The sequence below is a fragment of the Bradyrhizobium sp. UFLA05-125 genome (assembly GCF_059803515.1).
The window spans coordinates 15,368-37,304 of sequence record NZ_JBANBJ010000062.1; the positions used below are offsets into that span (position 1 = coordinate 15,368).

The window sequence follows — 21,937 nt, forward strand, 5'->3', positions numbered from 1 at the left end:
GGCTCATGGCGGTAGGATCGAGGAGACGAGGAGCTGAGTATAGGGCTCGCGCGGATCGTCGAGCACCTGGTCGGTCAAGCCGGTCTCAATGACGCGGCCGCCCTTCATCACCATCACGCGATGCGACAGCAGTCGCGCCACCGCGAGATCGTGGGTGACGATGATGACGGCGAGATGCAATTCGGCAACCAGGTTGCGCAAGAGGTCGAGCAGGCGGGCCTGCACTGAGACATCGAGGCCGCCGGTCGGCTCGTCCATGAAGACGAGACGCGGCTCGGTAACGAGGTTCCGGGCGATCTGGAGGCGCTGGCGCATGCCGCCGGAATAGGTGCGCGGCGCATCGTCGATCCGCGCGACGTCGATCTCGACGCGCTCCAGCCAGCTCGAAGCGGTGTCGCGGATGCGGCCATAGTGATTCCAGCCCACGGCCATCAGCCGTTCACCGACATTGGCGCCGGCAGAAACCGCCATGCGCAGGCCCTGCGCGGGATCCTGATGCACATAGCCCCAATCGGTGCGGAACAGAAACCGCCGCTCGGCCTCGCCGAGCGTGGCGAGATCACGGGTTGCGCCATCGCGCATTCGATAGGAAACACGGCCGCTGCTTGCGGCAAGCTGGCCCGACAAAAGTTGGAGCAACGTCGACTTGCCGGAGCCGGATTCGCCGACGATCGCCAGCACCTCGCCGGGATGGAGCGCGAAGGAGACATCACGGCAGGCGGCGATCCTGCCGTAGGATTTGCTCAAGGCTTCCGCGACCAGCAGCGGCTGATCGTTGTCAAGCATAGGCTCAGCCATTTGATTCCCCTTGCGCCTTCTCCTTGTACGGGGCGGCGCTCAGGCTGCCGTGGTGGCCGGCCGCCTGACGTTCCTCGCAGAAATCAGTGTCGGAGCACACGAACATGCGCCCGCCCTTGTCGTCGGTGACGATCTCATCGAGATACGAGTTCTCGGCTCCGCACAGCGCACAGGGCGCGTTGAAGCGGTAGGGTTCGAAGGGGTGATCTTCGAAATCGAGCGACACCACCTGGGTGTAGGGCGGGATCGCATAGATGCGCTTCTCCCGGCCGGCGCCGAAAAGCTGGAGCGCAGGGCAATTGTCCATCTTGGGATTGTCGAATTTCGGCGTCGGCGACGGGTCCATCACGTAGCGCGCGTTCACCTTCACCGGATAGGCGTAGGCAGTTGCGATATGTCCGAACCGCGCAATGTCCTCATAGAGCTTGACATGCATCAGGCCGTATTCGGCGAGCGCATGCATGCGGCGCGTCTCGGTCTCGCGCGGCTCGAGGAAGCGCAGGGGTTCGGGGATCGGCACCTGATAGACCAACACCTGGTCTTGCTTCAGCGCGGTCTCCGGGATGCGATGACGGGTCTGGATCACGGTCGCCTCGTCCGTCGCGGTCGTGGTGGCGACGCCGGCGGTCTTGGCGAAGAATTTGCGGATCGAGATCGCGTTGGTGGTGTCGTCAGAGCCCTGATCGATCACCTTCAGCACGTCATCCGGCCCGAGAATCGCGGCCGTGACCTGCACGCCGCCGGTGCCCCAGCCATAGGGCATCGGCATTTCACGGCTGGCGAACGGCACCTGATAGCCGGGAATCGCGATCGCTTTGAGGATCGCGCGGCGGATCATCCGCTTGGTCTGTTCGTCGAGATAGGCGAAGTTGTAGGCCGGCGCGTTCATTCCGCGGCCTCCTTCATCGGCTCGGCTTCGTTGGCCTCGGCAAATTCCTGGCGCAGCTTGCGCAGCAGGCCAAGCTCGGACTGGAAGTCGACATAGTGTGGCAGCTTCAGGTGCTCGACGAAGCCGGTAGCCTGGACGTTGTCGGAATGCGACATCACGAATTCCTCGTCCTGCGCAGGTGCAAACACTTCCTCGCCGAGCTCGCGCGAGCGAAGCGCGCGATCGACCAGCGCCATCGACATGGTCTTGCGCTCGCTCTGGCCGAAAGCGAGGCCGTAGCCGCGGGTGAAGCACGGCGCGTCCGTCGCCGAGCCCTTGAACTGGTTGACCATCTGACACTCGGTGAGCTCGATCGCGCCGAGCGGCACGGCGAAGCCGACATCCTCCGCTGAGAATTCGACCTCGACCTCGCCGAAACGGATCTCGCCGGCGAAGGGATGATTACGGCCGTAGCCGCGCTGGGTCGAGTAACCCATCGCCAGCAGAAAGCCTTCGTCGCCGCGCGCGAGATTTTGTAGCCGCAGATCGCGGTCGGCGGGGAAGTTGAGGGGTTCGCGCGTGAGATCGCCGACGGGCACGCCGTCTTCTGCTTGCGGCGACGGCTCGATCAGCCCGTCGCGGCCCAGAATGTCCGTCACGCGCGGCGTGGCCGCGGGCGAGGCTTCGGCCGTCGCCGGCTCCTCCGGTACGAAACCTTCGGCAAGCCCCGGGTCGAGCAGGCGATGGGTGTAATCGAATGTCGGCCCGAGGATCTGCCCGCCCGGAATGTCCTTGAAGGTCGATGACACCCGCCGCTGCACCCGCATCGCGCCGGTATCGATCGGCTCGCTTGCGCCGAAGCGCGGCAAGGTGGCGCGGAAGGCGCGGACCAGGAAGATCGCCTCGATCAGGTCGCCGCGCGCCTGCTTGATGGCGAGCGCGGCGAGCTCGCGGTCATAGAGCGAGCCTTCGCTCATGACGCGATCGACGGCAAGGCCGAGCTGCTCGGAAATCTGGCCGAGCGAAATTTCCGGCACGTTCTGGTCGCCACGCCGCGCGTGCGCCAGCAGGCGATGGGCGTTCTCGATGGCACGTTCGCCACCCTTGACTGCGACATACATGCTTTAGCTTCCCTTATTCGCGACCCGCGTGGTGCGCGGGATCGCAACCACGGCGTCATCGGCGACCAGCACAACGTCGATGCCGCGCGGAAACAGCGCCTCGTTGATGCGCAGGCGCTCGAACAGGTCGGCCGGCCTGATCGTCGCCTGAACGATCGCCACGCCGTCGATGCCGGGGCCACGGAGCTCGAAGGCGGCTCCTGCGTCGAGGCTCTCCACTTGCAGGATCAAGGTGGTCGAGCGATCCGGATATTCGTTGCTGCCGAATGCAAAGCGCTCGAGCGAAGGAAGCGCGGCACCATCGGCGATCAGTGCAAAGCCCGCGACCGAAGAATCCTGAACCACCGGCGCACCGGTGTGGAATTTCAGCCACTTCAAGACGTCAGAGCTCTCCGACATCCGCGCATCGAGCCAGAGCGGCGTGTCGTGGTCGAACAGCGTCAGTGCAATCGCCGCCGTGCCCCGCATCATGGGTCCGGGCGTGCCCGTCAACGGCACGATACGCTGCACCGAGCCCGGCCGCGCCATCGCGTCCATGACCGAGCGAAAGGTCGATTGAGCCGACAACACCTTGTCGGCGAAACCCGGCGGCAGTTCCGCAATCGTGGTCATGGCCTCACCCCTCACCGCGCACCATGGTGTAGAAATCAACCTTCGTTGCCGCTGTCTGTGCGGCACGCTGCGCCTGTCGCGCGTGCAGGTCCGCGCGCAGCGGCGCTATGACCTCGCGTTCGACAACGGCACCGAATTCTTCCGTCTGCACGAGCGCGTCGCAGAGCGCGATCAGCCTGGCCTTCTCACCGTCGCGGCCGAGCGTATAGCCAAAACCAACCTCACCGCTCGCAAGCTGCACCGCCGCACGCGACACGGTGGCTTCGCCCAGGTTGAACGGCGCACCGTCGCCGCCAACGCGGCCGCGCAGCATCACGAGGCCGTTCTCGGGCGCGCGCAGGTCGTCGTGCCGCGGCAGCACGATGGTGCCGAGACGGTTGGCGATGTCGCCGGGTTCCGCGTGCGCCAGCACGGCCATCGCCGCCTTGCGCCGGGTCTTGAGGCTGTCTTGCGGGGTCACGTCGCTCACCAGGCTTGCCGAATTGAAGTTGTCTATGATAATAGACAACTTCATAAGGAAGCGCCATGACTGTTTCGTGACAACCGTATGATTTTCGAGATAGGCTGTTCCCCGTTATGAGCCTTCAGGACACTGCCTCTTCCGGCGTCGCGCTGTGGCGCCTGGTTGCCGACGGCATCGAGCGCGGCATCGCCGACGGCCGCTTTGCGGCCGGCGAGAAGCTGCCGGGCGAGATGGAGATCGCCGAGACCTATCGCGTGAACCGCCACACCGTGCGGCGCGCGCTGGCGGCGCTTGCCGAGCGCGGCCTGGTGCGCGCCGAGCGCGGCAGCGGCACCTATGTCGAGGCGCAGAAGCTCGCCTATCCGCTGCGCTCGCGCACGCGCTTCTCGGAGATCGTCGGCGCCGGCGGCCGCGAGCCGCGCGGACAGCTGATCGAGGCGCTGGCGGACGTGGCGAGCCGGGAACTTGCGCGGGAACTCGGCGTGAAGACCGGCGCGCCGCTGGTCCGGATCGAATCCGTTCGCCTTGCGGACCGGTCGCCGATCTGCGTCTCGACGTCCTGGTTGTCAGCCGAACTCTTTCCTGATGCGGGAGCGGTGTTCGCCGCCACGCGCTCGATGACGAAACTGCTCGCGCATTATGGTGTGCGCGACTACCGCCGCGGTTCGACCCGGATCACAGCCGGCATCGTCGATGCCACCGATGCGGCGCGACTCGATCTCGCGCTGGGGCGTCCGATCCTGGTGGTCGATTCGACCGACGTCGATCCGGACGGCAAGCCGCTGGTGACGAAGCGCTCGCGGTTCGCGGCAGAACGGGTGGAATTCTTGATCGAATCGTAGGGTGGGCAAAGGCGCACTTGCGCCGTGCCCACCATCCTTCCAAGACTTCGACAGAAATGGTGGGCACGCTTTGCTTTGCCCACCCTACGAGAGAAGCGCTCTATGCCACCGCTCGCCTGCCGATGATGGCGAAGCGCAGCTTGCCGGAGATGAAGTCGATCGCGGCGACGGCGACCAGGATCATGAGCACGAGGAACGACACCTTCTGCCATTCCAGCACGCGAATCTGCTCGGCGAGCTGGAGGCCGATGCCGCCGGCACCCACGATGCCGATGATGCTGGCCGAGCGCGTGTTCGATTCGATGAAGTACAGCACCTGACCGGCGATGACCGGCAGCACCTGCGGCATCAGGCCGAAGCGAATCTCATGCAAGGCACTGCCGCCTGATGCCCTGATGCCCTCGACCTGCTTCTGGTCGGCCGCCTCGATTGCCTCCGAAAACAGCTTACCGAGCGCGCCGAAGTCCGAGACCATGATCGCTAGCACGCCGGCGAACGGGCCGAGCCCGACGACATTGATCCAGACCAGCGCCCAGATCAGCGTATCGACGCCGCGGATCGAATCGAGGAAGCGCCGCACCGGGAAGCGAATGATGTTCGGCGGCACGATGTTGCGCGCCGCCAGCAGCGAGACCGGCAGGGCCAGCGTTGCGGCGAGGGTTGTGCCGAGCAGCGCGATCGACAGCGTCTCGCCGAGCGCCTTGAGATAAAGCGGCAGCGACGTTCCTGGATCGGGCGGGATCATCATCATGGTGATCCAGCCGAGCTGCTTGAGGCCTGCGATGAACTTTGCCGGCTCGAAGCCGAGATCGTGCAGGCCAAAGATGAAGACAGCGAGCGCCGCCACGATCATGGCCGGCGTCGCCAGACGCGCGGCCGCCGGCCGCTCGAAGGCATCAGGATATTTTGTCCGCAGCGCCGCGGTGTCGGGCTTCTCGAACTGCTTCATGACCGTGCATCCTTGCCGAACAGCCGCGCGCGCAGCCAGCCGGTCGTGATGTCGATGACGAAGATCGTAAGCACGATCATCAGCAGGATCGCGCTGACGTCGGAGTAATAGAACTTGCGGATCGCGACCACGAGCTCCTGGCCGATGCCGCCAGCACCGACGAAACCCATCACCGAGGATTCGCGGACATTGATCTCGAAGCGCAGCAGCGCGTAGCTGACATAGCCGGCGGAAACCTGCGGCAGCACGGCAAAGCGCATGCAGGACAGCCAGCTCGCGCCGGTCGAGCGCACGCCTTCGACCGGCTTCATGTCCGCATTCTCCACGATCTCGGAAAACAGCTTGCCGAGCGCGCCGGTGGAGTGAATGGCGATCGCCAGCACGCCGGCCATCGGCCCGAGCCCGAAGGCCATGACGAAGATAAGGGCAAACACGATACCCGGCACGGTGCGGGCGAATTCGAGCAGGCGGCGCACGGTGAAGCGCAACCAGGGCGCTGGCGAGGTGTTCTCAGCGGCGAAAAAATTCAGGCAGAAGGCGCAGACCGCGCCGATCAGGGTGCCGACATAGCTGATCAGCAGCGTCTCGCCGAGCAGCTTGCCCCATTTGTACCAGCCCCACAGCCATTCGCCGGGATCGGTCCAGACACGCTGGCCGCTGTCGAGGGTGAGGATACGGTCAAAATAGCTGACGAAATTGCCGAAATAGGTGAAGAGCGTCCGCAAATTCACCTCGGCCCCGATCGCGGCGAGGATCAGCGCGGCGATGAACAGCGTAGCGCCAGCGAACAGCCGCAGGCGCTTGCGCGCCACCGCGTGGCGATAGGCCGCGTTCAGCGCAGTCAGTTGCTGCTCGGGAAGGATCGAAACCGCGATGGTCATGGGGTCAGCGGACAAGGCTCGACATAGAAAAGAGCCGGGTCAATTGACCCGGCTCCAGGTGCGTCGTCCCGTTCGATCAGGACGCCTTCTTACGCAGATTGTCGACGAATTTGATCAGCTCGATCGTCTTGTTGTAGTCGTCGGTGGCGATCGGCTCCCAAGGCTTGTTCTTGCCGTCGGAGAGCTTCTTGAATGCCTCGGGATCCTTCTGCGCCGCCTCCAGGAAGGCCTTCTTGATCGCGGACTTCATGTCCTCGGGCAGATCGCTGAGATAGGCATAGGGGTCGTTGATGATGAGGTCGGACTTCACGATGATGCGGAAGTCCTCCTTCTTCATCACGGTGCCGTCGGCCGACTTTACCATGCCCTTGTTGAGCATGCGGGTCAGGTTGGAGTCGTCATCGGCGTTCCACCAATTGGCGGCGACGTCGACGGTGCCCTGGGCGAGCGCGAGAACGGCGTTCTCGTGGCTGCCGGTGAAGACCACCTTGGAGAAGTAGGCATCGGGATCGATGCCCATCGCGTTCAGCTTGAAGCGGGGCATGTTGTTGCCGGACGTGGAATTCGGGTCAACAAGCCCGAGATTCTTGCCCTTGAGGTCCTCGATCTTCTGGTACGGCGACTTCGCCAGCACGTAGAACACGGAGTAATAGCCCTTCGAGCCGTCGGAATTGACGTCGATGACGAAGGCATCGGTCTTCACGCCGGTGAGGCGGGCGCGCGCAAAGGACGCCGGACCGTAATAGCCGATATGGATATTGCCGGCGCGCTGGCCCTCGATGAGGGCAGCGTAGTCATTTGCAACACGCAGCGTGACCTTGATGCCGAGTTCCTTGGACAGATAGCTGATGAAGGGGGCGTAGCGCTCGGTAGTGCCCGAGCCGTTCTCGGCCGGGATCGCCGCAAAGGTGATCTCCGGATATTTTGCCCTCCAATCCTCGGCGGAAGCGGAAGCGGAGAAAGCCAGTGCGGCGGCGCCGGCAAGGACGATGCGACGAGTGATCATGATACCCTCTTGATCGGTTGAACGCGGTGAACACAAAAAAACTTGGGTCGCCGCTCAGGCGGCGGCAGCGGTGCCGAGTGCCGGAACACCTTCGGGCGCGGGCAGCGGCGTGCCGCCCATGACTTCACTGGCTTCGAGATCGTAGAGCTCGCGCGCGACGTGCTCGGTGAGCGCCGACGGCGCGCCGTCAAACACCACGCGGCCCGCCGCCATGCCGATCAGGCGATCGCAGTAGCTGCGCGCCAGATCGAGCGAATGCAGGTTGCAGATCACGGTGATGCCGAAATGCTTGTTGATGCGCAGCAGCGCATCCATCACGATTTTGGTGTTGCGCGGGTCGAGCGAGGCGATCGGCTCGTCGGCTAGGATGAGATCGGGCTGCTGCACCAGCGCGCGGGCGATCGCGACGCGCTGCTGCTGGCCACCGGAAAGCTGGTCGGTGCGCTGGGCCGCGAGCGAGGCCATGTCGAACTGCTCCAGCGCCGACATCGCCAGCGCCTTGTCCTCTTCCAGCCAGGTCTGAGTGAGCGAGCGCCAGGCCGGCATCGCGGCAAGGCGTCCCATCAGCACGTTGGTGAGCACGTCGAGACGGCCGACGAGATTGAACTGCTGGAAGATCATCGCAGCGCGGGCGCGCCATTGCCGCAGCTCCTTGCCGCGCAGCGCGGTGACGTCGACGCCGTCGAACAGGATGCGTCCCTCTGTTGGTGTCACCAGGCGATTGATGGTCCGCAGCAAGGTCGACTTGCCAGCGCCGGAACGGCCGATCACGCCGACAAAGCCGCCGGGGGTGATCTCAAACGAAGCACCATCCACCGCGGCTTTTGTGCCGAAGCGGCACGTCAGACCTTCAAGCACCAGCATGCAGGGGCTCCCAACTAGCTGGGGCCACCGCTAACGCCGCCACTTTACATTTGTGTGACAGGGCCACTGCGGTGCGGCGATCCTACGCACCTCGTCCCCCGTCATCTCTGCGTCATGACATCGTCATCAAGCCGCTCGAAGACGAGATCCCTCCCCCCCTTTTGACGGATGCACCATGGTCGCCAAAGCGCTTTCGGTCCAACCGACCATCGATCCCACCGCCAAGCTGCACGAGATCAAGCTCGGCGCCTATTGCGAGGTCGGCGCGCGCACGATCCTGCACGAGGTGACGATGGGCGACTATTCCTACGTTGTGAACGATTCCCAGATCACCTACACGACAATCGGAAAATTCTGCTCGATCGCGGCGATGACGCGCATCAATCCCGGCAATCACCCGATGCAGCGCGCCAGCCAGGCGCATTTCACCTATCGCGCGAGTGCCTATTTTCCGGGTGAGAGCGACGAGGCCGAGTTCTTCGAGTGGCGGCGCCAGCATCACGTCCGCATCGGCCATGACGTCTGGATCGGCCACGGTGCGATCGTGCTGCCGGGCCGCAATATCGGCACCGGCGCCGTGGTAGCCGCAGGTGCCATCGTCACCAAGGACGTGCCCGCCTACACGATCGTCGCAGGTAATCCGGCCCGCCCGGTCCGGCGGCGGTTCTCCGACGAGATCGCCGGCCGCCTGGCAAGGCTCGCGTGGTGGGACTGGGATCACGAAAGCTTGCGTGAGGCCTTGCCTGATTTCCGCAAGCTCGGGATTGAAGATTTCCTCGCAAAGTACGAAGCACGGATCGTTGCCAACCAATCCTCTCCCAGCAAGCGAAGCGTCCTCGCGTGACCGAAATATTCCTTGAAGGCGGCCGGGCCCTGATCGGCACGGAGATCGTCGAAACCTCACTCGTCGTTTCCGGACAGGACATCGCAGCGATCGACCGCGGCCGCGGTCGCGTACCGCTTGCGATCGACGCCCGCAATCTTTTGCTCCTGCCGGGCATCGTCGACCTGCATGGCGATGCCTTCGAGCGGCAGATGATGCCGCGCCCGGGCGTCGACTTCCCGATCGACGTGGCGCTCGCCGACAGCGACCGGCAGGTCGTCAGCAACGGCATCACCACCGTCTTCCATGGCACGACATGGTCGTGGGAACCGGGCCTGCGCTCTGGCGACAATGCGCGGCGCCTGCTGGAGGCGATCGAGCGGCTACGCCCGCAATTGGCTGCCGACACCCGCTTCCATCTACGGCACGAGACCTACAATCTCGATGCAGAGGACGAGATCGGCCAATGGCTCGCCGAAGGACGGATCGATCTGTTCGCCTTCAACGATCACATGGCTGCGACCATCCGCGATCTGGCAAAGCCGAACAAGCGCGGCCGCTTGGTTGACCGGACCGGACTGTCCGACACGGCTTTTGAAGAGCTGGTCGGCCGTATCGCCGCTCGCGCGGCGGACGTCCCGGCGACGACTGCGCGGCTTGCTGCCGCGGCGCGCGCGGCCGAGGTGCGGATGCTCTCGCATGACGACGCAACGCCGGCGATGCGCAAGGCGTATCGTGACATGGGCGCCACGATCGCCGAATTTCCAGTCAACGAGGAAACCGCGCGGGAAGCAGCAAGCGCAGGCGACGCCATCATCTATGGCGCGCCGAATGTGGTGCGTGGCGGCAGCCATACCGGCTGGACCAAGGCGTCCGACATGATCGCCAAAGGGCTCTGCTCGGTGCTGGCCTCCGACTATTACTATCCGGCGCAATTGCTCGCCGCCTTCCGGCTCGCCGCTGATGGCGTGCTTCCACTGGCGCAGGCCTGGAAGCTGATCTCGGAAGCCCCGGCAGAGGCCGCAGGCCTCTCCGATCGCGGTATGATCAAGGAGGGACAGCGCGCCGACATCCTGCTGGTCGACGATACCGTGCCGCTGCGGCCGCGGGTGGTCGCGGTGATCGCCGCTGGCAAGCTCGTCTACCTCACCGATGGCACGCGCCTGCTGGGCTCAATCGCGACGCCGCGTGAAGCTGTCGCCACCGTCTGAACCCGCTATACCTGAGGCGATGACCGATTTTCCCCGCTACGCGATCTACTATGCCGCCGATGCTGACAGCATGCTGTCGCGCTTCGGCGCCGAGCTGCTTGGCTATGATGCCCATAGCGGCCGTGAATTGCCTTTCCCTGCCGAAGCGCTGCATCTTGCAGCCGATTGGCACGACGTCACGGCCGATCCCCGCAAATACGGTTTTCACGGCACGCTGAAGGCGCCGATGGCGCTGGCGGGCGGCAAGACCGAGGCCGAGCTGGTTGCGGCGTGCGCAGCGTTTGCCAGCAAGCCGCGGCCGATTCCCGTGATTCGTCCGATCGTGGATTCCATCAGCGGCTTCATTGCGGTGATCCCGTCCGAGCCCGTCAGCGAATTGACCCAGCTTGCCGCCGACTGCGTGCGCGATTTCGATGCGTTCCGCGCGTCGCTGACGGCGAACGATCGCGCGAGGCGCAACCCGGATGGGCTGCCCGAGCGGCAGCGCGACTATCTCGATCGCTGGGGCTACCCTTACGTGATGGAAGAATTCCGCTTCCACATGACGCTCACGGGCCGGCTCGATGCAGAGCGGCGTGCACCGATCGTCGAGATGCTGCGGAAGCGGTTTGCGGAGCTGCGCCTTGTAACGCTTGCCATCGACCGCATCGCGCTGTTTCGCCAGGAAAACGCCGCGGCACGCTTTCACATCATCGGCGAGTGGCCGCTCGCCAGCTAAGGCTCATCACCAGCTCGCGAGGTTGAACGCGAGAGCGACGGCGCCGACCAGGACGAGGCTCGCGGCCCAAGCCGCATCCAGATTGAACCAGCTTCGCGACACGAACTTAAGACCGAGATAGCGGTAGACCAGCCACGCAAGGCAACCACCCACGATGATCATCGCAACGACGTGCGTTAGCGAAACCAGCACCGCCATCGCAAGATTCGCCGTGACGAGGGTGCCGGCCGCCTGATGGGCCGCGTCGAGGTCAGCGGCCTGGCATAGCCCGAGATAGATCGGCACCAGCATCAACGCGGCACCGTGGGCGATGGCGACGGCGAACGACCAGAGCGCCAATTGCGTTGGCGGTATCCGCGCCAGCGTCCGCGGATGACGGCGATCAACCAGACGAAATATGCCGAAACCGATCACGAGGAGGCTCGCGCCGAGCTGGATCGGCCGCTGCCACTCGGCCAGCGCCAGCAATAGCGCGAACGGCAGGAGCACCAAAAACGTCGCCAGCAGATGGCCGGCCGACAGCGCCCCGAGCGCGCCAAACAGCGCGCGTGGACTTCGTTCCATGAGTCCTGCCGAAACCGCGAGCGGCCACCCCATTCCCGGGTTGACGCCATGATAGGTGCCGCTCGCAATGAGAGCGAGCCAGAGCCAGGCAAGGGTCCGGCCCGCCTCTCCCCAATCTAGGCCGACGGATAGCAAAAGGAGTCCGTCGAGCAGTCGCCGCCCTCAAGCCTGATCTGGTGGGCCCGATAGCCTTCCGGGAAGCTGACGAAATAATCGCTGGCGAGTTCGAGTCCGCCGTTGCGACCGACATTGGCCATCACTTCGACGCCGGGAACGCCATCCGGATAGAACTGATCGTCCCAGGTCGAGTAGAGCGAGTTGGTCCAGTACACGCGCTTGCCGTCACGGCTGATCTCGACCATCTGCGGCCCACCGGCATATGCCTTGCCGTTCGGATGCGGCGCGCGGCGCACGATGCCTCCGGTGTACACCGAGCCCGCGAGCTTGGGTTTCCGGGGATCGCTGACGTCGTACTGGCGCATCTCGCCGGTGCCCCAGCAGGAAACATAGAGGAACCGGTCGTCCATCGACAGATCGATGTCGGTCACCAGTGGCGGGACGGCACCAAAGCCCTGCAAAAGCGGCGGAAGCTTTTCTTTGGCTGCCGGCTCCGGCGGGATCGTTGCCGTCTTTTCGGCGTGGAATTTTCCGCCTTCGCGCCACCAAGTCCAGATCGAGCCTTCCAAATTGGTGGTGTCGACCACCACGCCAGCGAAGCCGTATTCACGAACCGGATCGTGCGCTGGTCGCACCTCCAGCGCCATCTGATGGTTGGCACCGAGCTCGATCGTCTGGACGTTGCGCCGGGCCCGGAGATCCCAGAAATGGAGCCGGTGGCCATACTTGTTCGACAGCAGATCTTCGGGAACGATGCCGTTCTCGAATTGCGGCGGCAGCCCCCACTCGCTCGTCACCATGTAGTCGCGCGGCAGATTCCACCAGAAGTCATAGTGCAGCGTTTGCGGACCGCGATCGATCTCCCAGCGACCGAGCACCTCGAACGTCTCGCAATCCATGATGAAGACGCCGGGCGGCCCGCTCGTGCCATCCTTACCGCCACCGCCCAGCGTGCTGACGTAAATGCCGTCCGGCCCGCAGTGGATGGTGTGGGGCCGCGAGTAGCCGGTTTTCTTGAAGACTTCCTCCGGCTCGATGATCTTGTGAATTTTCGCTTTGGTCGGATCGGGCTTGGTGTCGATGATGTAGATGCGCGATGAACGCAGGCCGGGAATGACGAGATAGCGCCGCTCGATGAAAGCGTGCCCGGCAAGCGGAGACAATGCTGACGAGCAGGCATTCCAGCCGAAATGATGAAACTCGTCGCCCTTGTTCGGCATCGTCACGGTATGGACGATCTGGCTGTAGGTCGACGATCCCGGCTTGGCGTCGATGACCGCGAGTGCGTCGGGCTTTGAGAAATCCGGACTGAGCAGCAATGTATAGGCGAAATTTTCGGGCGGCGCTTCCATCGCGAGTTTTGGCGATGCGTGGAAGGTCGGATCTGGCCGCATAGTCATGGCACTGCCTCCCTGTTTGCGTCGACTTGCGCCAACCTGGCTCGGGATAACGGCATAATGAAGTGCTGACGGGCGATGTCCTTAAGGTGCTCCGCAGGCCTGGTTGGCCCGGGAAGATTACGGCAACGCGCTGCCACGCGAAACCGGCCGAAGCGCGCCAATTCGACGCTTGGCCGAGTGGAAGCTGTTGCGAGACGGGCTCGATCGCGAACCCACACTCGGCGTCGTCCCCGCGAAGGCGGGGACCCCCGCGCGAGCGCTTGCGCTCGTCCACAAGTCTTCGCAACAACTAAGGCCTGTGGTTATGGGTCCCGGATCTGCGCTCCGCTTCGCTGCGCTTGTCCGGGACGACGAGCGGAGTTTGTAGGCGCCAAAAACTCAACGTCGTTCCGGCGAAAGCCAGGACAACGTTGGGGAGCGAACTCCGCTACTTACCCCAGCGCAACGCCAGCGCGTCGCGTTCCTTGGCCAGTTCGAGCAGGCCTGAGCGCGTGGCCGGGTGCAGCGGTTGCAGGGGATGGCGCACGGCGTCGGACTTGATCACGCCGCCGGCCTGCATCATCGCCTTGCAGGCGATCAGGCCGCACTGGCGGTTCTCGTAGTTGATCAGCGGCAGCCAGCGCTCATAGGCGGCCTTGGCCTCCTCGCGCTTGCCGGCAAAATAGGGATCGACGATCTGGCGGATGCCGTCGGGATAGCCGCCGCCGGTCATCGCGCCGGTGGCGCCGGCGTCGAGGTCGGCCATCAGCGTGATCGCCTCCTCGCCGTCCCATGGACCTTCGATCGCGCTGCCGCCCGTCTCGATCAGGCTGCGCAGCTTCGCCGCCGCAAACGGCACCTCGATCTTGAAATAGCGGATGTTGGAAAACTCCCGCGCCAGCCGTGCCAGCAACTCCACCGACAGCGGCGTGCCGGCGACCGGCGCGTCCTGGATCATGATCGGAATCTCGATCGCCGCCGACAGCACCTTGAAGAACTCGACGATGCCTTTCTCGGGCACCCGGAAAGTCGCGCCATGATAGGGCGGCATCACCATCACCATGGCGGCGCCGGCCGCCTCCGCCTGCTTGCTGCGCGCCGCGCACACGGCCGAGGAGAAATGGGTGGTGGTGACGATGACGGGGACGCGGCCGGCGACATGCTCCAGCACGGCATGCATCACGGTCTCGCGCTCGGCGTCGGTCAGCACGAACTGCTCGGAGAAGTTGGCGAGGATGCAGATGCCGTTCGAGCCGGCATCGATCATGAAGTCAATGCAGCGACGCTGGCCTTCGAGGTCGAGCTCCCCGCGCTCGTTGAAGATCGTGGGGGCGACGGGAAAGACGCCCCGGTACGGACGCTGGACTTTGGTTTGGGGCGTGGCCGACATCGAAACTACTCCCTGGATCTCTTGCCGCGACTTATCGGGCGGGCCGCCCGCGATGCCGCGCGAGCATGGTAACGCTACCATTTAGCGCGGCCGCGCACCTGCGGCAATGCCGATCGCGGCAGGGAACTTCAGATCTGATGAGCTACGCCGAACGCACGGCGCCGAGGAAGCCTTCGACCGCCACGCGGAGGCGATCGGCATCGGCGGACATCTTCTTGACCGACTCCGTCAACACGGTGCCGGCATTGCCGGTCTCGCGGTTGAGGCCGGCGACGCTGCCGATCGTGTCGGTCACCTCGCGGGTGCCGAGGGCGGCCTGCTGGAAATTGCGCGAGATCTCGGTGGTCGCCGCGCGCTGCTCTTCGACCGCCGCGGCGATCGCCGTCATCTTCTCGTCGATGCCGCCGATCGCCCCGCCAATCGACCGGATCGCGGACACCGCCTGTCCGGTCGCGGACTGGATTTCCGCGACCTGGCGCGAGATCTCCTCCGTCGCGGTCGCCGTCTGCGACGCCAGGCTCTTGACCTCGCCGGCGACCACGGCGAAGCCGCGGCCCGCCTCGCCGGCACGCGCCGCCTCGATGGTGGCGTTCAGCGCCAGAAGATTGGTTTGGCCTGCGATGGCGCTGATCATCTTCACGACCTCGCCGATGCGCGCGGCGGTCTGGTCCAGAATCTCGACGGTGGCATTGGTCTGCTCGGCCTGCGCAACCGCCTCGCGCGCCTCGCGCGCGCTGGCCTGCACCTGCGCCGAGATCTCACCGACCGATGCCGACAGCTCCTCGGTCGCGGCCGCAATGGTCTCGAGATTGTTGGTGGCCTGCTCGGCCGCGGACGACACCGCAGCCGTCTGGTTGCTCGACTCCGACACCAGCGAACGCACACCCGTCGCCGTGGCGTCGAGCTCCCGTGTCGATTCGGCAACGCTATGAATCACCGCCTGCACGGCGTCGTCGAAGCGCCGGCAGGCCGCGTCGACCGTGCCGGAGCGGGCGAGCTGCTGGGCCTGTTGCGCCTCGCGCTCCTGACCGAGCCGTTCCGCCGTCGCCGCGCTCTCGCGGAGGCTCTCGAGCGCTGAGGCCATGGTGCCGAACTCGTCGGGATGTTTCGACTGCGGCACCGACGTTGCGTAGTCCCGGGCGCTGATCCGTGCGATCGCGCCCATCAGCGATTGCACCGGTCGCACCAGGCGATTGCGCACCACGAACACGCCGGCCAGGGTCACGGTCAGTGCCGCCAGGAAGGCCAGCGACTGCACCACGAGCTTGGCGAGCGCGGTCTCCTGCACGGCTTCTGCACGCGCGATCGACTGGTCCAGCGCCTTGTTGGCAACGGCCACGATCGGACCGAACGGCGACTGGCAGAGCGCATTCCACTCCTGCGCGGAAACGGCAGCACGCCCGCTGCCGTCGAAATTCCTGGTGAGCTGCGAAATCTGCTGCACGACCGAGTCGGTTTTCGCACGCGCCTCCTTGGCCGCAGAGACGAGATCTGCGGTCACATCAGGCGCGGTGAGCAGCTCCTCGATCCCGGTCCAGCCTGCGCCGACGACGCCGTTCCATTGCGCCACGTTCAGCTTCTGGCTCTCATCCAGCGGCTTGCTGCTGTTGACGTTGGGGCGCAGCGCCGAGCACTGGATGCCATAGCGGTCGCGCACCTGCCAGGCGAGGCGGCGAACCTGGATCATCCGGGCGATGAAGGGATCATTCATCCAGGCTCGGTTCGCGACGGCGGTTGAGGCGAGGTTCGCCGTATCGATGGTCTTGCTGACGGCCTCGTACCAGGAACTGGTGCGATCGATCTTGCGCTCGGCGCGCGGACGAGCGGCTTCGTCGAAGAACAGGCGGAACTGCGGCGCGGCTTCGCTCCAGCGTTGCTTCAGCGTGCTTGCAAGTTCCTCGCGACGGGCGAACTCGACGGTGCCGATAGCGGTCATGATGGTGTCATAGCCGGCCTGCTCGAGCTTCTCGGTCTCGGCCAGGCGGCTTCGCGGATCGTCCTCGCCGAGCAGCGCGCTCTGCGCATCCCCGCGGTTGGTTCGCAGCGACAGCACGCCCTGAAAAATGGCCTTGTCGGCGGCGGCGAGCCGCCCGGTCTCGAGGCTGTCCCGATAACGACCGAACGCGCCCGCCATCTGGATCGCCGTGCTGGTCAGGGCGCCGACGGCAAGCAGGGCCATCACCACCAGGAGAAGCGTACTTACCGATTTCTTAATCATGGCCATTGCCAGCGCCCAGTTTCGTGCGGCGGCACTCTGCCGCGCGACCTGCCAACGTTCCGTTAAGGCTTTAATCGAACTGGCTGCAAGGCAAATCTGCCGCAACGGCTGGTTGATGGGACAATGAATCGAACGGCTGAGGAGGCCGGCGCGCTGCGCCGGCCTCACCCGAGGTCATGTAACCTTCGTAAAATCCGGCGGGCGGCGCTCGGCAAAGGCCAAAAACGCCTCGCCCGCCTCGGCAGTGCGCAGGCGCTGTGCGAACTGCTCGCTTTCTGCCGTCATCTGCGCGACCAGCGCCTCACCATTGCGCATCAGCCGCTTGGTGGCGATCAGCGCGCCGGCAGGTTGCTTCGCGAGGCGCTCGGCGAGCGCGGCGGCCTCGGCGTCGAGCTTGTCGAGCGCCACGACGCGGTTGGCGAGGCCCCATTCGAGCGCGGTCTTCGCCGGCACGGCCTCGCCGAGCGCGAACATCTCGTAGGCGCGGACGTGACCGATGCGCAACGGCATCAACAGGCTCGAGGCCGCCTCCGGCACCAGTGCGAGGCTGACGAACGGCGTCGACAACAGCGCATTGTCGGCAAGCACGACGAGATCGCAATGCAGAAGCATCGTGGTGCCGACCCCGACCGCGCGGCCCTGGACGGCCGCAACCAGCGGGCGCGTGCAGCGCGCCAGCGACTGGATGAACCTGACGACGTTGCGGCTGCCCTCGGATTTGCCGGTGGCGACTGCGGCGAATTCGCTGACGTCGTTGCCGGCCGTGAACATGTCACCTTCGCCACGGATCAAGATCACGCGGACCGACGGATCGGTCTCAGCGCCCTCGATGGTGTCGGCGAGCTTGCCGTACATGGCGTCGGTCAGCGCATTCTTCTTGTCAGGGCGCGTCAGCGTCAGCGTCAGCACGCCATTGGTCATTTCAGTCCGGACATGCTCGGTCATGGAACGGCTCCTCTCATTCGTCTGTTGCTCGTGGAAACTTGGTCTGAATGCTCGTCAACCAGCGCGCGACGATGTCGATCTCGGCGCTGGAAAACCCTTCCGTCAGCGCGGCATTGATTTCTGCTGCTGCCGTCTTCGCCCGCACCTCGACCGCACGGCCCTTGGGCGTGAGCCAGACGCGCCAGGCGCGGCCATCCTCGCGGTCGGCCCGCCGCTCGACCAGCCTTGCCGCGGCCATCCGGTCGACGAGGCCGGAGATGCCCGCCGGCCCGAGATCGAGCGCGGCCCCCGCCTCGCCCATCAAGGCGCCGTCCTGCCGGCCGAGGATGAACAGAAGCCCCGCCTGGGATGGCGTCACCTCGCTCTCCGGATGCGCCGCCATGAATCGCTGCAGCCGGCGCTGCGCGACGTTCAGGAGGTAGATCAGCCGATGGTGCCGTGCCGCCGTCACGCGCGCTCCAATTTATTTCGCATGCGAAATATATAGATCGATGAGGCCAGCTTGTAAAGCGGCGCGGGCGTCACGCCGTTGTGGCGCGACAGCCGTCCAGAAAAATAGCTGCGGCGGTGCGGACGCGACGCTCGATCTCCTTGCGTGATGGCAGCGGCACACCGCCATAGATCGCGGCGCGCTGAGGAGCCGAGACGGCCATACCGATCAGCATGCCCGCGGCCTCCTCGACATCGTCAAGCACGAGGCGCTCTGCCTTCACCTGGACGCGCAGCCAGCGCGAGAGAGCGGCCGCGGTGCGCGCGATACCATTGCGATAGAAGGTGACGGCGAGATCCGGAAACGCCGCGGATTCCTGGAGCACGATGCGTTGCATAGAGACAACCTCCGGATCGAGCGCGAGGTCGGCGCAAGCGAGCAACGCGGTGGATAGGGCCTCCGCAATATCGGCGTGATCGATGCCCTTGAGTTGCACGTCGGAGAGTTGACGGTCGAGCCGATCGGCGACCATGGCCTCGAACAACGCCGCCTTGGCCGGAAACAGCCGATAGAGCGTCTTGGTGGAAATGCCGGCGCGGCGCGCCAGCTCCTCGGTGCTGGTCGCCGCATAGCCGTTCTCGGCGATAGCGTGCCGTGCAGCGTCGAAGATGATTTGACGCGTCTCACTGTCATCGCGCAGCGGCGGCCGTCCACGGGGGCGGAGTTCGCTGGAGGATTTTTCCTGAGCCATGTTTTTACATGATGCCTGTCATTCCATTGACAGTTTTCAAGTTAGCCCTATTTTGGAAATCGTCAAGTTTCCTAATTCAGGGAGGCCGCCATGACCGTCCACGCCAGCCCATCCAAGATCGAAGCCACAGGGGTTCCGGCCAGCGTCCCGCAGAGCCTGCTGCCGGCCGAAACGGCGTCCGCCCCGCCCAGAAAGCTCAGCCTTCGCAAGCTGTTGTTTGCCGGTGTCGCAGTTGCCGCGCTGGCCGGCGCGAGCTGGTACGGTTACGACTACTGGACGGTCGGCCGTTACCTCGTCTCCACCGATGACGCCTATGTGAAGGCCGACAACACCACCATCGCACCGAAGGTCAGCGGCTACCTCGTCCAGGTGCAGGTCGCCGATAACGAGCATGTGAAGGCGGGCCAGGTGCTGGCCCGGATCGACGACCGCGACTTCAAGGTCGCGCTCGACCAGGCCGGCGCCGACGTTGCGGCCGCGAGTGCCACCATCACGAGCAAGGAGGCGCAGCTCGAGGTTCAGCAGGCGGTGATCTCGGCCGCCAGGGCGACGATCGACGTCGACACCGCAACCAAGACCTTCGCAAGCCAGGAGAACAAGCGCTACACGGGCCTCGCCGCGACAGGCTTCGGCAGCGTGCAGAATGCGCAGCAGGCGCAGGCGCGCGACGCCAGCGCGGACGCGACGATCCAGCGCGACACCGCCAATCTCGCCTCCGCCCTCAAGCAGGTCGATCTGTTGAAAGCCGAGATCGTGCAGGCCACGGCCGCTCTCGCCCGCGCGGAAGCCGTGCAGCACCAGGCCGAGCTCAATCTCGGCTACACGACGATCGTCTCCCCGATCGGTGGCGTGGTCGGCAACCGCACCCTTCGCGTCGGCCAGTTCGTTCAGGCCGGCACGCAGTTGATGTCGATCGTGCCTGCCGACGGCGCCTATGTGGTCGCCAACTTCAAGGAGACCCAGCTCACCAACGTGCATGCCGGCCAGACGGTCGACATCGAGGTCGACATGTTCCCGGGCCAGGTCGTGCACGGGCACGTCGATTCGATCGCGCCCGCGAGCGGTCAGGAGTTCGCGCTGCTGCCGCCCGACAACGCCACCGGCAACTTCACCAAGGTGGTTCAGCGGATCCCCGTCAGGATCGCGCTCGATGCCGAGAGCGCGCCGTCGTTCGCGCTGCGTCCGGGCATGTCCGTGATCCCGACGATTGCGACGCGTTCCAGCGCTCCCGCCGCGCTGGCAGCGACTGCACCCAAGGCAACCCAGACTAAGGCAAACCAGACCTCCGGAGGGTCGCGCCATGTCCAACAGCCTCGCAATCCCAGCACCCGCACGCTCGATTCCGGCCGCGACGCCTGATCGCATCGTCGCCGATCCGAACCGCGCCAGCGCCACGATCTGGATCGCCGTCTTCGCGGCGATGATCGGCGCCTTCATGGCGATCCTGAACATCCAGATCACCAACGCCTCGCTGCTCAATATCGAGGGCGGCATCGGCACCGGTGTCGACAACGGCTCCTGGATCTCGACGTCCTATCTGATCGGCGAGATCATCGTCATCCCGCTCACCGACTATCTGTCGCGCGTGTTCTCGTTCCGTAACATCATCCTGAGCTTTGCGACGCTGTTTGCGGCATTCTCGGTCGCCTGTGCTTTCACCCACGACCTGCCCTCGATGATCGCGATGCGCGGCTTGCAGGGCTTTTTCGGCGGCGTCCTGATCCCGATGGCGTTCACGCTGGTCTTCACCAAGCTGCCGAAGGGCCAGCAGCCGATCGGGCTCGCGATGTTCTCACTCGCGGTGACCTTTGCGCCCGCGATCGGCCCGACCATCGGCGGCTATCTCACCGAGAATTACGGCTGGCAGACCATCTTCTTCGTCAACGTCGTGCCGACCGCGGTCATGGTCGCGACGCTGTTCTTCGCGCTGGAGCGCCAGCCGCTTCAGCTAGGCCTGCTGCGCGAAGGCGACTGGTTCGGCATCGCCACCATGGCGGTCGGCCTGGCCTCGCTCCAGGCCGTGCTCGAGGAAGGCAACAAGGACGACTGGTTCGGCTCGCCCCTCATCGTGCGGCTTGCCATTGTCGCGGCCGTCAGCCTCGCACTGTTCATCTACAATGAGCTGGTCGTGGAAAAGCCACTGTTGCGCCTGCGGCTATTGACGCAATGGAATTTCGGCATCGGCACGATCGCCTCGGTCTTCCTCGGCTTCGCCCTGTTCGGCTCGGTCTACCTGCTGCCCGCCTATCTCGGCCAGGTGCAAGGCTACAATGCCGAGCAGATCGGCAACGTGCTGGCCTGGACCGGCCTGCCGCAGCTTCTCCTGATCCCCCTGGTGCCGAAGCTGATGCAGCGCTTCGACGCCCGCTATATCGCGACCGTCGGCCTGCTATTGTTCGCCACGAGCTCCTTCATGAACATCATGATGTCGCTCGATTATGCGGGCGATCAGTTCCTCGCGCCCAACGTCGTGCGCGCGGTCGGTCAGGCACTGACGCTGGCGCCGCTCTCAGCGCTCAGCCTCGGTAGCGTCGCACCGCAGGATGCGGCCGCCGCCTCCGGTATCTCCAACATGATGCGCAATCTCGGCGGCGCGATCGGCACCGCCGTGCTCGCGACCATCGTTACCAAGCGCGAGCAATTTCATTCCAACATCATCGGCCAATCCGTGACGCTCGGCCGCGAGGAGGTCCGCAGCCGCATCGCGCAGCTCACGAACTATTTCGTCGCCCATGGCGTGCCGGATCCCAACGCCGCGCACGAGCAGGCCGTCATCGCGCTCGGCAAGCTGGTGAAGCGCCAGGCGCTGGTAATGGGCTTTTCCGACACCTTTGCCGTGATCGGCGTGATGCTGGTGCTGGCCGCGCTGGCCGTGCTGCTGACGCGGAGCGTGAAGGCGGCGGGCGGCCCGGCGCACTAAGCCTCGACCACTTATTTTTGAGCGGCCGTCACGCTTGACGGCCGTCTTTTTTTGTGTTCTTCCTTTG

The 21,937-nt window shown here is 65.0% G+C and carries 22 protein-coding genes; 6 read left to right on the top strand and 16 right to left on the bottom strand.

The genetic code is table 11. The annotated features are described in order from the left end of the window. Nucleotides 1–3 precede the first annotated feature (3 nt). From phnK to phnG, 5 genes are read right to left on the bottom strand one after another with little or no spacing between them, the layout of a single operon-like run. Nucleotides 4–798 carry a phosphonate C-P lyase system protein PhnK gene (gene phnK / locus SO156_RS34870; protein ID WP_498537932.1) on the bottom strand — a complete coding sequence of 265 codons (795 nt, stop codon included), beginning with the start codon at nucleotides 796–798 and terminating at the stop codon, nucleotides 4–6. Next, nucleotides 791–1,687 (bottom strand): alpha-D-ribose 1-methylphosphonate 5-phosphate C-P-lyase PhnJ, encoded by an 897-nt coding sequence (locus SO156_RS34875; protein ID WP_458149104.1) that lies wholly within the window; start codon nucleotides 1,685–1,687, stop codon nucleotides 791–793. The genes phnK and SO156_RS34875 overlap by 8 nt, the downstream gene beginning before the upstream one ends. After that, on the bottom strand, nucleotides 1,684–2,787 hold the full coding sequence (locus tag SO156_RS34880; RefSeq protein WP_498537933.1) for a carbon-phosphorus lyase complex subunit: 1,104 nt from the start codon (nucleotides 2,785–2,787) through the stop codon (nucleotides 1,684–1,686). Before SO156_RS34880 ends, SO156_RS34875 begins: the two co-directional genes overlap by 4 nt. Before the next feature lie 3 nt (nucleotides 2,788–2,790). After that, a complete protein-coding gene (phnH, locus tag SO156_RS34885; RefSeq protein WP_458149102.1) occupies nucleotides 2,791–3,399 on the bottom strand; it encodes a phosphonate C-P lyase system protein PhnH in 609 nt (202 codons plus the stop codon). Nucleotides 3,400–3,403: 4 nt separating this feature from the next. Beyond that, nucleotides 3,404–3,817, bottom strand: coding sequence for a phosphonate C-P lyase system protein PhnG (gene phnG / locus SO156_RS34890; RefSeq protein ID WP_498537952.1), 414 nt, complete (start codon nucleotides 3,815–3,817; stop codon nucleotides 3,404–3,406). A gap of 158 nt (nucleotides 3,818–3,975) precedes the next feature. Here phnG and phnF point away from each other — a divergent pair, with 158 nt between their 5' ends. After that, entirely contained in the window at nucleotides 3,976–4,704 is a 729-nt protein-coding gene (gene phnF / locus SO156_RS34895) for a phosphonate metabolism transcriptional regulator PhnF (protein ID WP_458149101.1), read from the top strand. Between the two features lie 100 nt (nucleotides 4,705–4,804). On the opposite strand, the gene phnE (SO156_RS34900) is transcribed toward phnF, so the two are convergent. The 4 genes from phnE (SO156_RS34900) to phnC all read right to left on the bottom strand — a co-directional run bounded on the left by phnE (SO156_RS34900) (nucleotide 4,805) and on the right by phnC (nucleotide 8,404). Further along, entirely contained in the window at nucleotides 4,805–5,653 is an 849-nt protein-coding gene (gene phnE, locus SO156_RS34900; protein WP_498537934.1) for a phosphonate ABC transporter, permease protein PhnE, read from the bottom strand. After that, nucleotides 5,650–6,534, bottom strand: coding sequence for a phosphonate ABC transporter, permease protein PhnE (gene phnE, locus SO156_RS34905; protein ID WP_458149099.1), 885 nt, complete (start codon nucleotides 6,532–6,534; stop codon nucleotides 5,650–5,652). Before phnE (SO156_RS34905) ends, phnE (SO156_RS34900) begins: the two co-directional genes overlap by 4 nt. A gap of 76 nt (nucleotides 6,535–6,610) precedes the next feature. Then, a complete protein-coding gene (phnD, locus tag SO156_RS34910) occupies nucleotides 6,611–7,540 on the bottom strand; it encodes a phosphonate ABC transporter substrate-binding protein (RefSeq protein ID WP_498537935.1) in 930 nt (309 codons plus the stop codon). Nucleotides 7,541–7,594: 54 nt separating this feature from the next. Further along, entirely contained in the window at nucleotides 7,595–8,404 is an 810-nt protein-coding gene (phnC, locus tag SO156_RS34915; RefSeq protein WP_458149097.1) for a phosphonate ABC transporter ATP-binding protein, read from the bottom strand. Nucleotides 8,405–8,579: 175 nt separating this feature from the next. Between phnC and SO156_RS34920 the strand changes: the two genes are divergently transcribed. Genes SO156_RS34920 through SO156_RS34930 form a run of 3 tightly spaced genes read left to right on the top strand, consistent with a single transcriptional unit; the run spans nucleotide 8,580 to nucleotide 11,156 of the window. Then, entirely contained in the window at nucleotides 8,580–9,248 is a 669-nt protein-coding gene (locus SO156_RS34920; RefSeq protein WP_458149096.1) for a transferase hexapeptide repeat family protein, read from the top strand. Beyond that, nucleotides 9,245–10,438 carry an alpha-D-ribose 1-methylphosphonate 5-triphosphate diphosphatase gene (locus SO156_RS34925; RefSeq protein WP_498537936.1) on the top strand — a complete coding sequence of 398 codons (1,194 nt, stop codon included), beginning with the start codon at nucleotides 9,245–9,247 and terminating at the stop codon, nucleotides 10,436–10,438. Before SO156_RS34920 ends, SO156_RS34925 begins: the two co-directional genes overlap by 4 nt. A gap of 19 nt (nucleotides 10,439–10,457) precedes the next feature. Next, nucleotides 10,458–11,156, top strand: a complete 699-nt coding sequence (locus tag SO156_RS34930) for a DUF1045 domain-containing protein (RefSeq protein ID WP_458149094.1) — start codon at nucleotides 10,458–10,460, stop codon at nucleotides 11,154–11,156. 6 nt (nucleotides 11,157–11,162) lie between these two features. Here SO156_RS34930 and SO156_RS34935 read toward each other — a convergent pair whose 3' ends face one another. The 7 genes from SO156_RS34935 to SO156_RS34965 form a co-directional block, all read right to left on the bottom strand. Further along, on the bottom strand, nucleotides 11,163–11,753 hold the full coding sequence (locus SO156_RS34935; RefSeq protein ID WP_458149127.1) for a hypothetical protein: 591 nt from the start codon (nucleotides 11,751–11,753) through the stop codon (nucleotides 11,163–11,165). Nucleotides 11,754–11,836: 83 nt separating this feature from the next. Then, nucleotides 11,837–13,237, bottom strand: coding sequence for a selenium-binding protein SBP56-related protein (locus SO156_RS34940; RefSeq protein WP_498537937.1), 1,401 nt, complete (start codon nucleotides 13,235–13,237; stop codon nucleotides 11,837–11,839). A gap of 427 nt (nucleotides 13,238–13,664) precedes the next feature. Further along, nucleotides 13,665–14,606 carry a dihydrodipicolinate synthase family protein gene (locus tag SO156_RS34945; protein ID WP_498537938.1) on the bottom strand — a complete coding sequence of 314 codons (942 nt, stop codon included), beginning with the start codon at nucleotides 14,604–14,606 and terminating at the stop codon, nucleotides 13,665–13,667. A gap of 142 nt (nucleotides 14,607–14,748) precedes the next feature. Further along, complete coding sequence (locus tag SO156_RS34950) at nucleotides 14,749–16,830, bottom strand: methyl-accepting chemotaxis protein (protein WP_498537939.1); 2,082 nt, start codon at nucleotides 16,828–16,830, stop codon at nucleotides 14,749–14,751. Between the two features lie 168 nt (nucleotides 16,831–16,998). Then, nucleotides 16,999–17,769: an enoyl-CoA hydratase gene (locus tag SO156_RS34955; protein ID WP_458149090.1), complete on the bottom strand. Its 771-nt coding sequence runs from the start codon at nucleotides 17,767–17,769 to the stop codon at nucleotides 16,999–17,001. A gap of 13 nt (nucleotides 17,770–17,782) precedes the next feature. Then, nucleotides 17,783–18,151, bottom strand: coding sequence for a MarR family winged helix-turn-helix transcriptional regulator (locus SO156_RS34960; protein ID WP_458149126.1), 369 nt, complete (start codon nucleotides 18,149–18,151; stop codon nucleotides 17,783–17,785). A 139-nt stretch (nucleotides 18,152–18,290) separates the two neighbouring features. After that, nucleotides 18,291–18,950 (bottom strand): TetR/AcrR family transcriptional regulator, encoded by a 660-nt coding sequence (locus SO156_RS34965; RefSeq protein WP_498537940.1) that lies wholly within the window; start codon nucleotides 18,948–18,950, stop codon nucleotides 18,291–18,293. Nucleotides 18,951–19,040: 90 nt separating this feature from the next. Between SO156_RS34965 and SO156_RS34970 the strand changes: the two genes are divergently transcribed. Both SO156_RS34970 and SO156_RS34975 read left to right on the top strand, forming a co-directional pair. Continuing rightward, the gene (locus SO156_RS34970) at nucleotides 19,041–20,309 is read left to right on the top strand and encodes an HlyD family secretion protein (RefSeq protein ID WP_498537941.1); all 1,269 of its coding nucleotides are present in this window, start codon (nucleotides 19,041–19,043) and stop codon (nucleotides 20,307–20,309) included. Beyond that, nucleotides 20,251–21,870, top strand: coding sequence for a DHA2 family efflux MFS transporter permease subunit (locus tag SO156_RS34975; protein ID WP_498537942.1), 1,620 nt, complete (start codon nucleotides 20,251–20,253; stop codon nucleotides 21,868–21,870). Before SO156_RS34970 ends, SO156_RS34975 begins: the two co-directional genes overlap by 59 nt. Nucleotides 21,871–21,937 lie beyond the last annotated feature (67 nt).

Coding starts and splice junctions, on each gene's coding strand:
- phnK (WP_498537932.1), bottom strand. CDS start 798: ATGGCTGAGCCTATGCTTGACAACGATCAGCCGCTGCTGGTCGCGGAA.
- SO156_RS34930 (WP_458149094.1), top strand. CDS start 10,458: ATGACCGATTTTCCCCGCTACGCGATCTACTATGCCGCCGATGCTGAC.
- SO156_RS34960 (WP_458149126.1), bottom strand. CDS start 18,151: ATGGCGGCGCATCCGGAGAGCGAGGTGACGCCATCCCAGGCGGGGCTT.
- SO156_RS34945 (WP_498537938.1), bottom strand. CDS start 14,606: ATGTCGGCCACGCCCCAAACCAAAGTCCAGCGTCCGTACCGGGGCGTC.
- SO156_RS34965 (WP_498537940.1), bottom strand. CDS start 18,950: ATGGCTCAGGAAAAATCCTCCAGCGAACTCCGCCCCCGTGGACGGCCG.
- phnD (WP_498537935.1), bottom strand. CDS start 7,540: ATGATCACTCGTCGCATCGTCCTTGCCGGCGCCGCCGCACTGGCTTTC.
- phnH (WP_458149102.1), bottom strand. CDS start 3,399: ATGACCACGATTGCGGAACTGCCGCCGGGTTTCGCCGACAAGGTGTTG.
- SO156_RS34940 (WP_498537937.1), bottom strand. CDS start 13,237: ATGACTATGCGGCCAGATCCGACCTTCCACGCATCGCCAAAACTCGCG.
- SO156_RS34935 (WP_458149127.1), bottom strand. CDS start 11,753: ATGGGGTGGCCGCTCGCGGTTTCGGCAGGACTCATGGAACGAAGTCCA.
- phnC (WP_458149097.1), bottom strand. CDS start 8,404: ATGCTGGTGCTTGAAGGTCTGACGTGCCGCTTCGGCACAAAAGCCGCG.
- phnE (WP_458149099.1), bottom strand. CDS start 6,534: ATGACCATCGCGGTTTCGATCCTTCCCGAGCAGCAACTGACTGCGCTG.
- phnG (WP_498537952.1), bottom strand. CDS start 3,817: ATGGCCGTGCTGGCGCACGCGGAACCCGGCGACATCGCCAACCGTCTC.
- SO156_RS34950 (WP_498537939.1), bottom strand. CDS start 16,830: ATGGCCATGATTAAGAAATCGGTAAGTACGCTTCTCCTGGTGGTGATG.
- SO156_RS34920 (WP_458149096.1), top strand. CDS start 8,580: ATGGTCGCCAAAGCGCTTTCGGTCCAACCGACCATCGATCCCACCGCC.
- SO156_RS34955 (WP_458149090.1), bottom strand. CDS start 17,769: ATGACCGAGCATGTCCGGACTGAAATGACCAATGGCGTGCTGACGCTG.
- SO156_RS34880 (WP_498537933.1), bottom strand. CDS start 2,787: ATGTATGTCGCAGTCAAGGGTGGCGAACGTGCCATCGAGAACGCCCAT.
- phnF (WP_458149101.1), top strand. CDS start 3,976: ATGAGCCTTCAGGACACTGCCTCTTCCGGCGTCGCGCTGTGGCGCCTG.
- SO156_RS34975 (WP_498537942.1), top strand. CDS start 20,251: ATGTCCAACAGCCTCGCAATCCCAGCACCCGCACGCTCGATTCCGGCC.
- SO156_RS34875 (WP_458149104.1), bottom strand. CDS start 1,687: ATGAACGCGCCGGCCTACAACTTCGCCTATCTCGACGAACAGACCAAG.
- phnE (WP_498537934.1), bottom strand. CDS start 5,653: ATGAAGCAGTTCGAGAAGCCCGACACCGCGGCGCTGCGGACAAAATAT.
- SO156_RS34970 (WP_498537941.1), top strand. CDS start 19,041: ATGACCGTCCACGCCAGCCCATCCAAGATCGAAGCCACAGGGGTTCCG.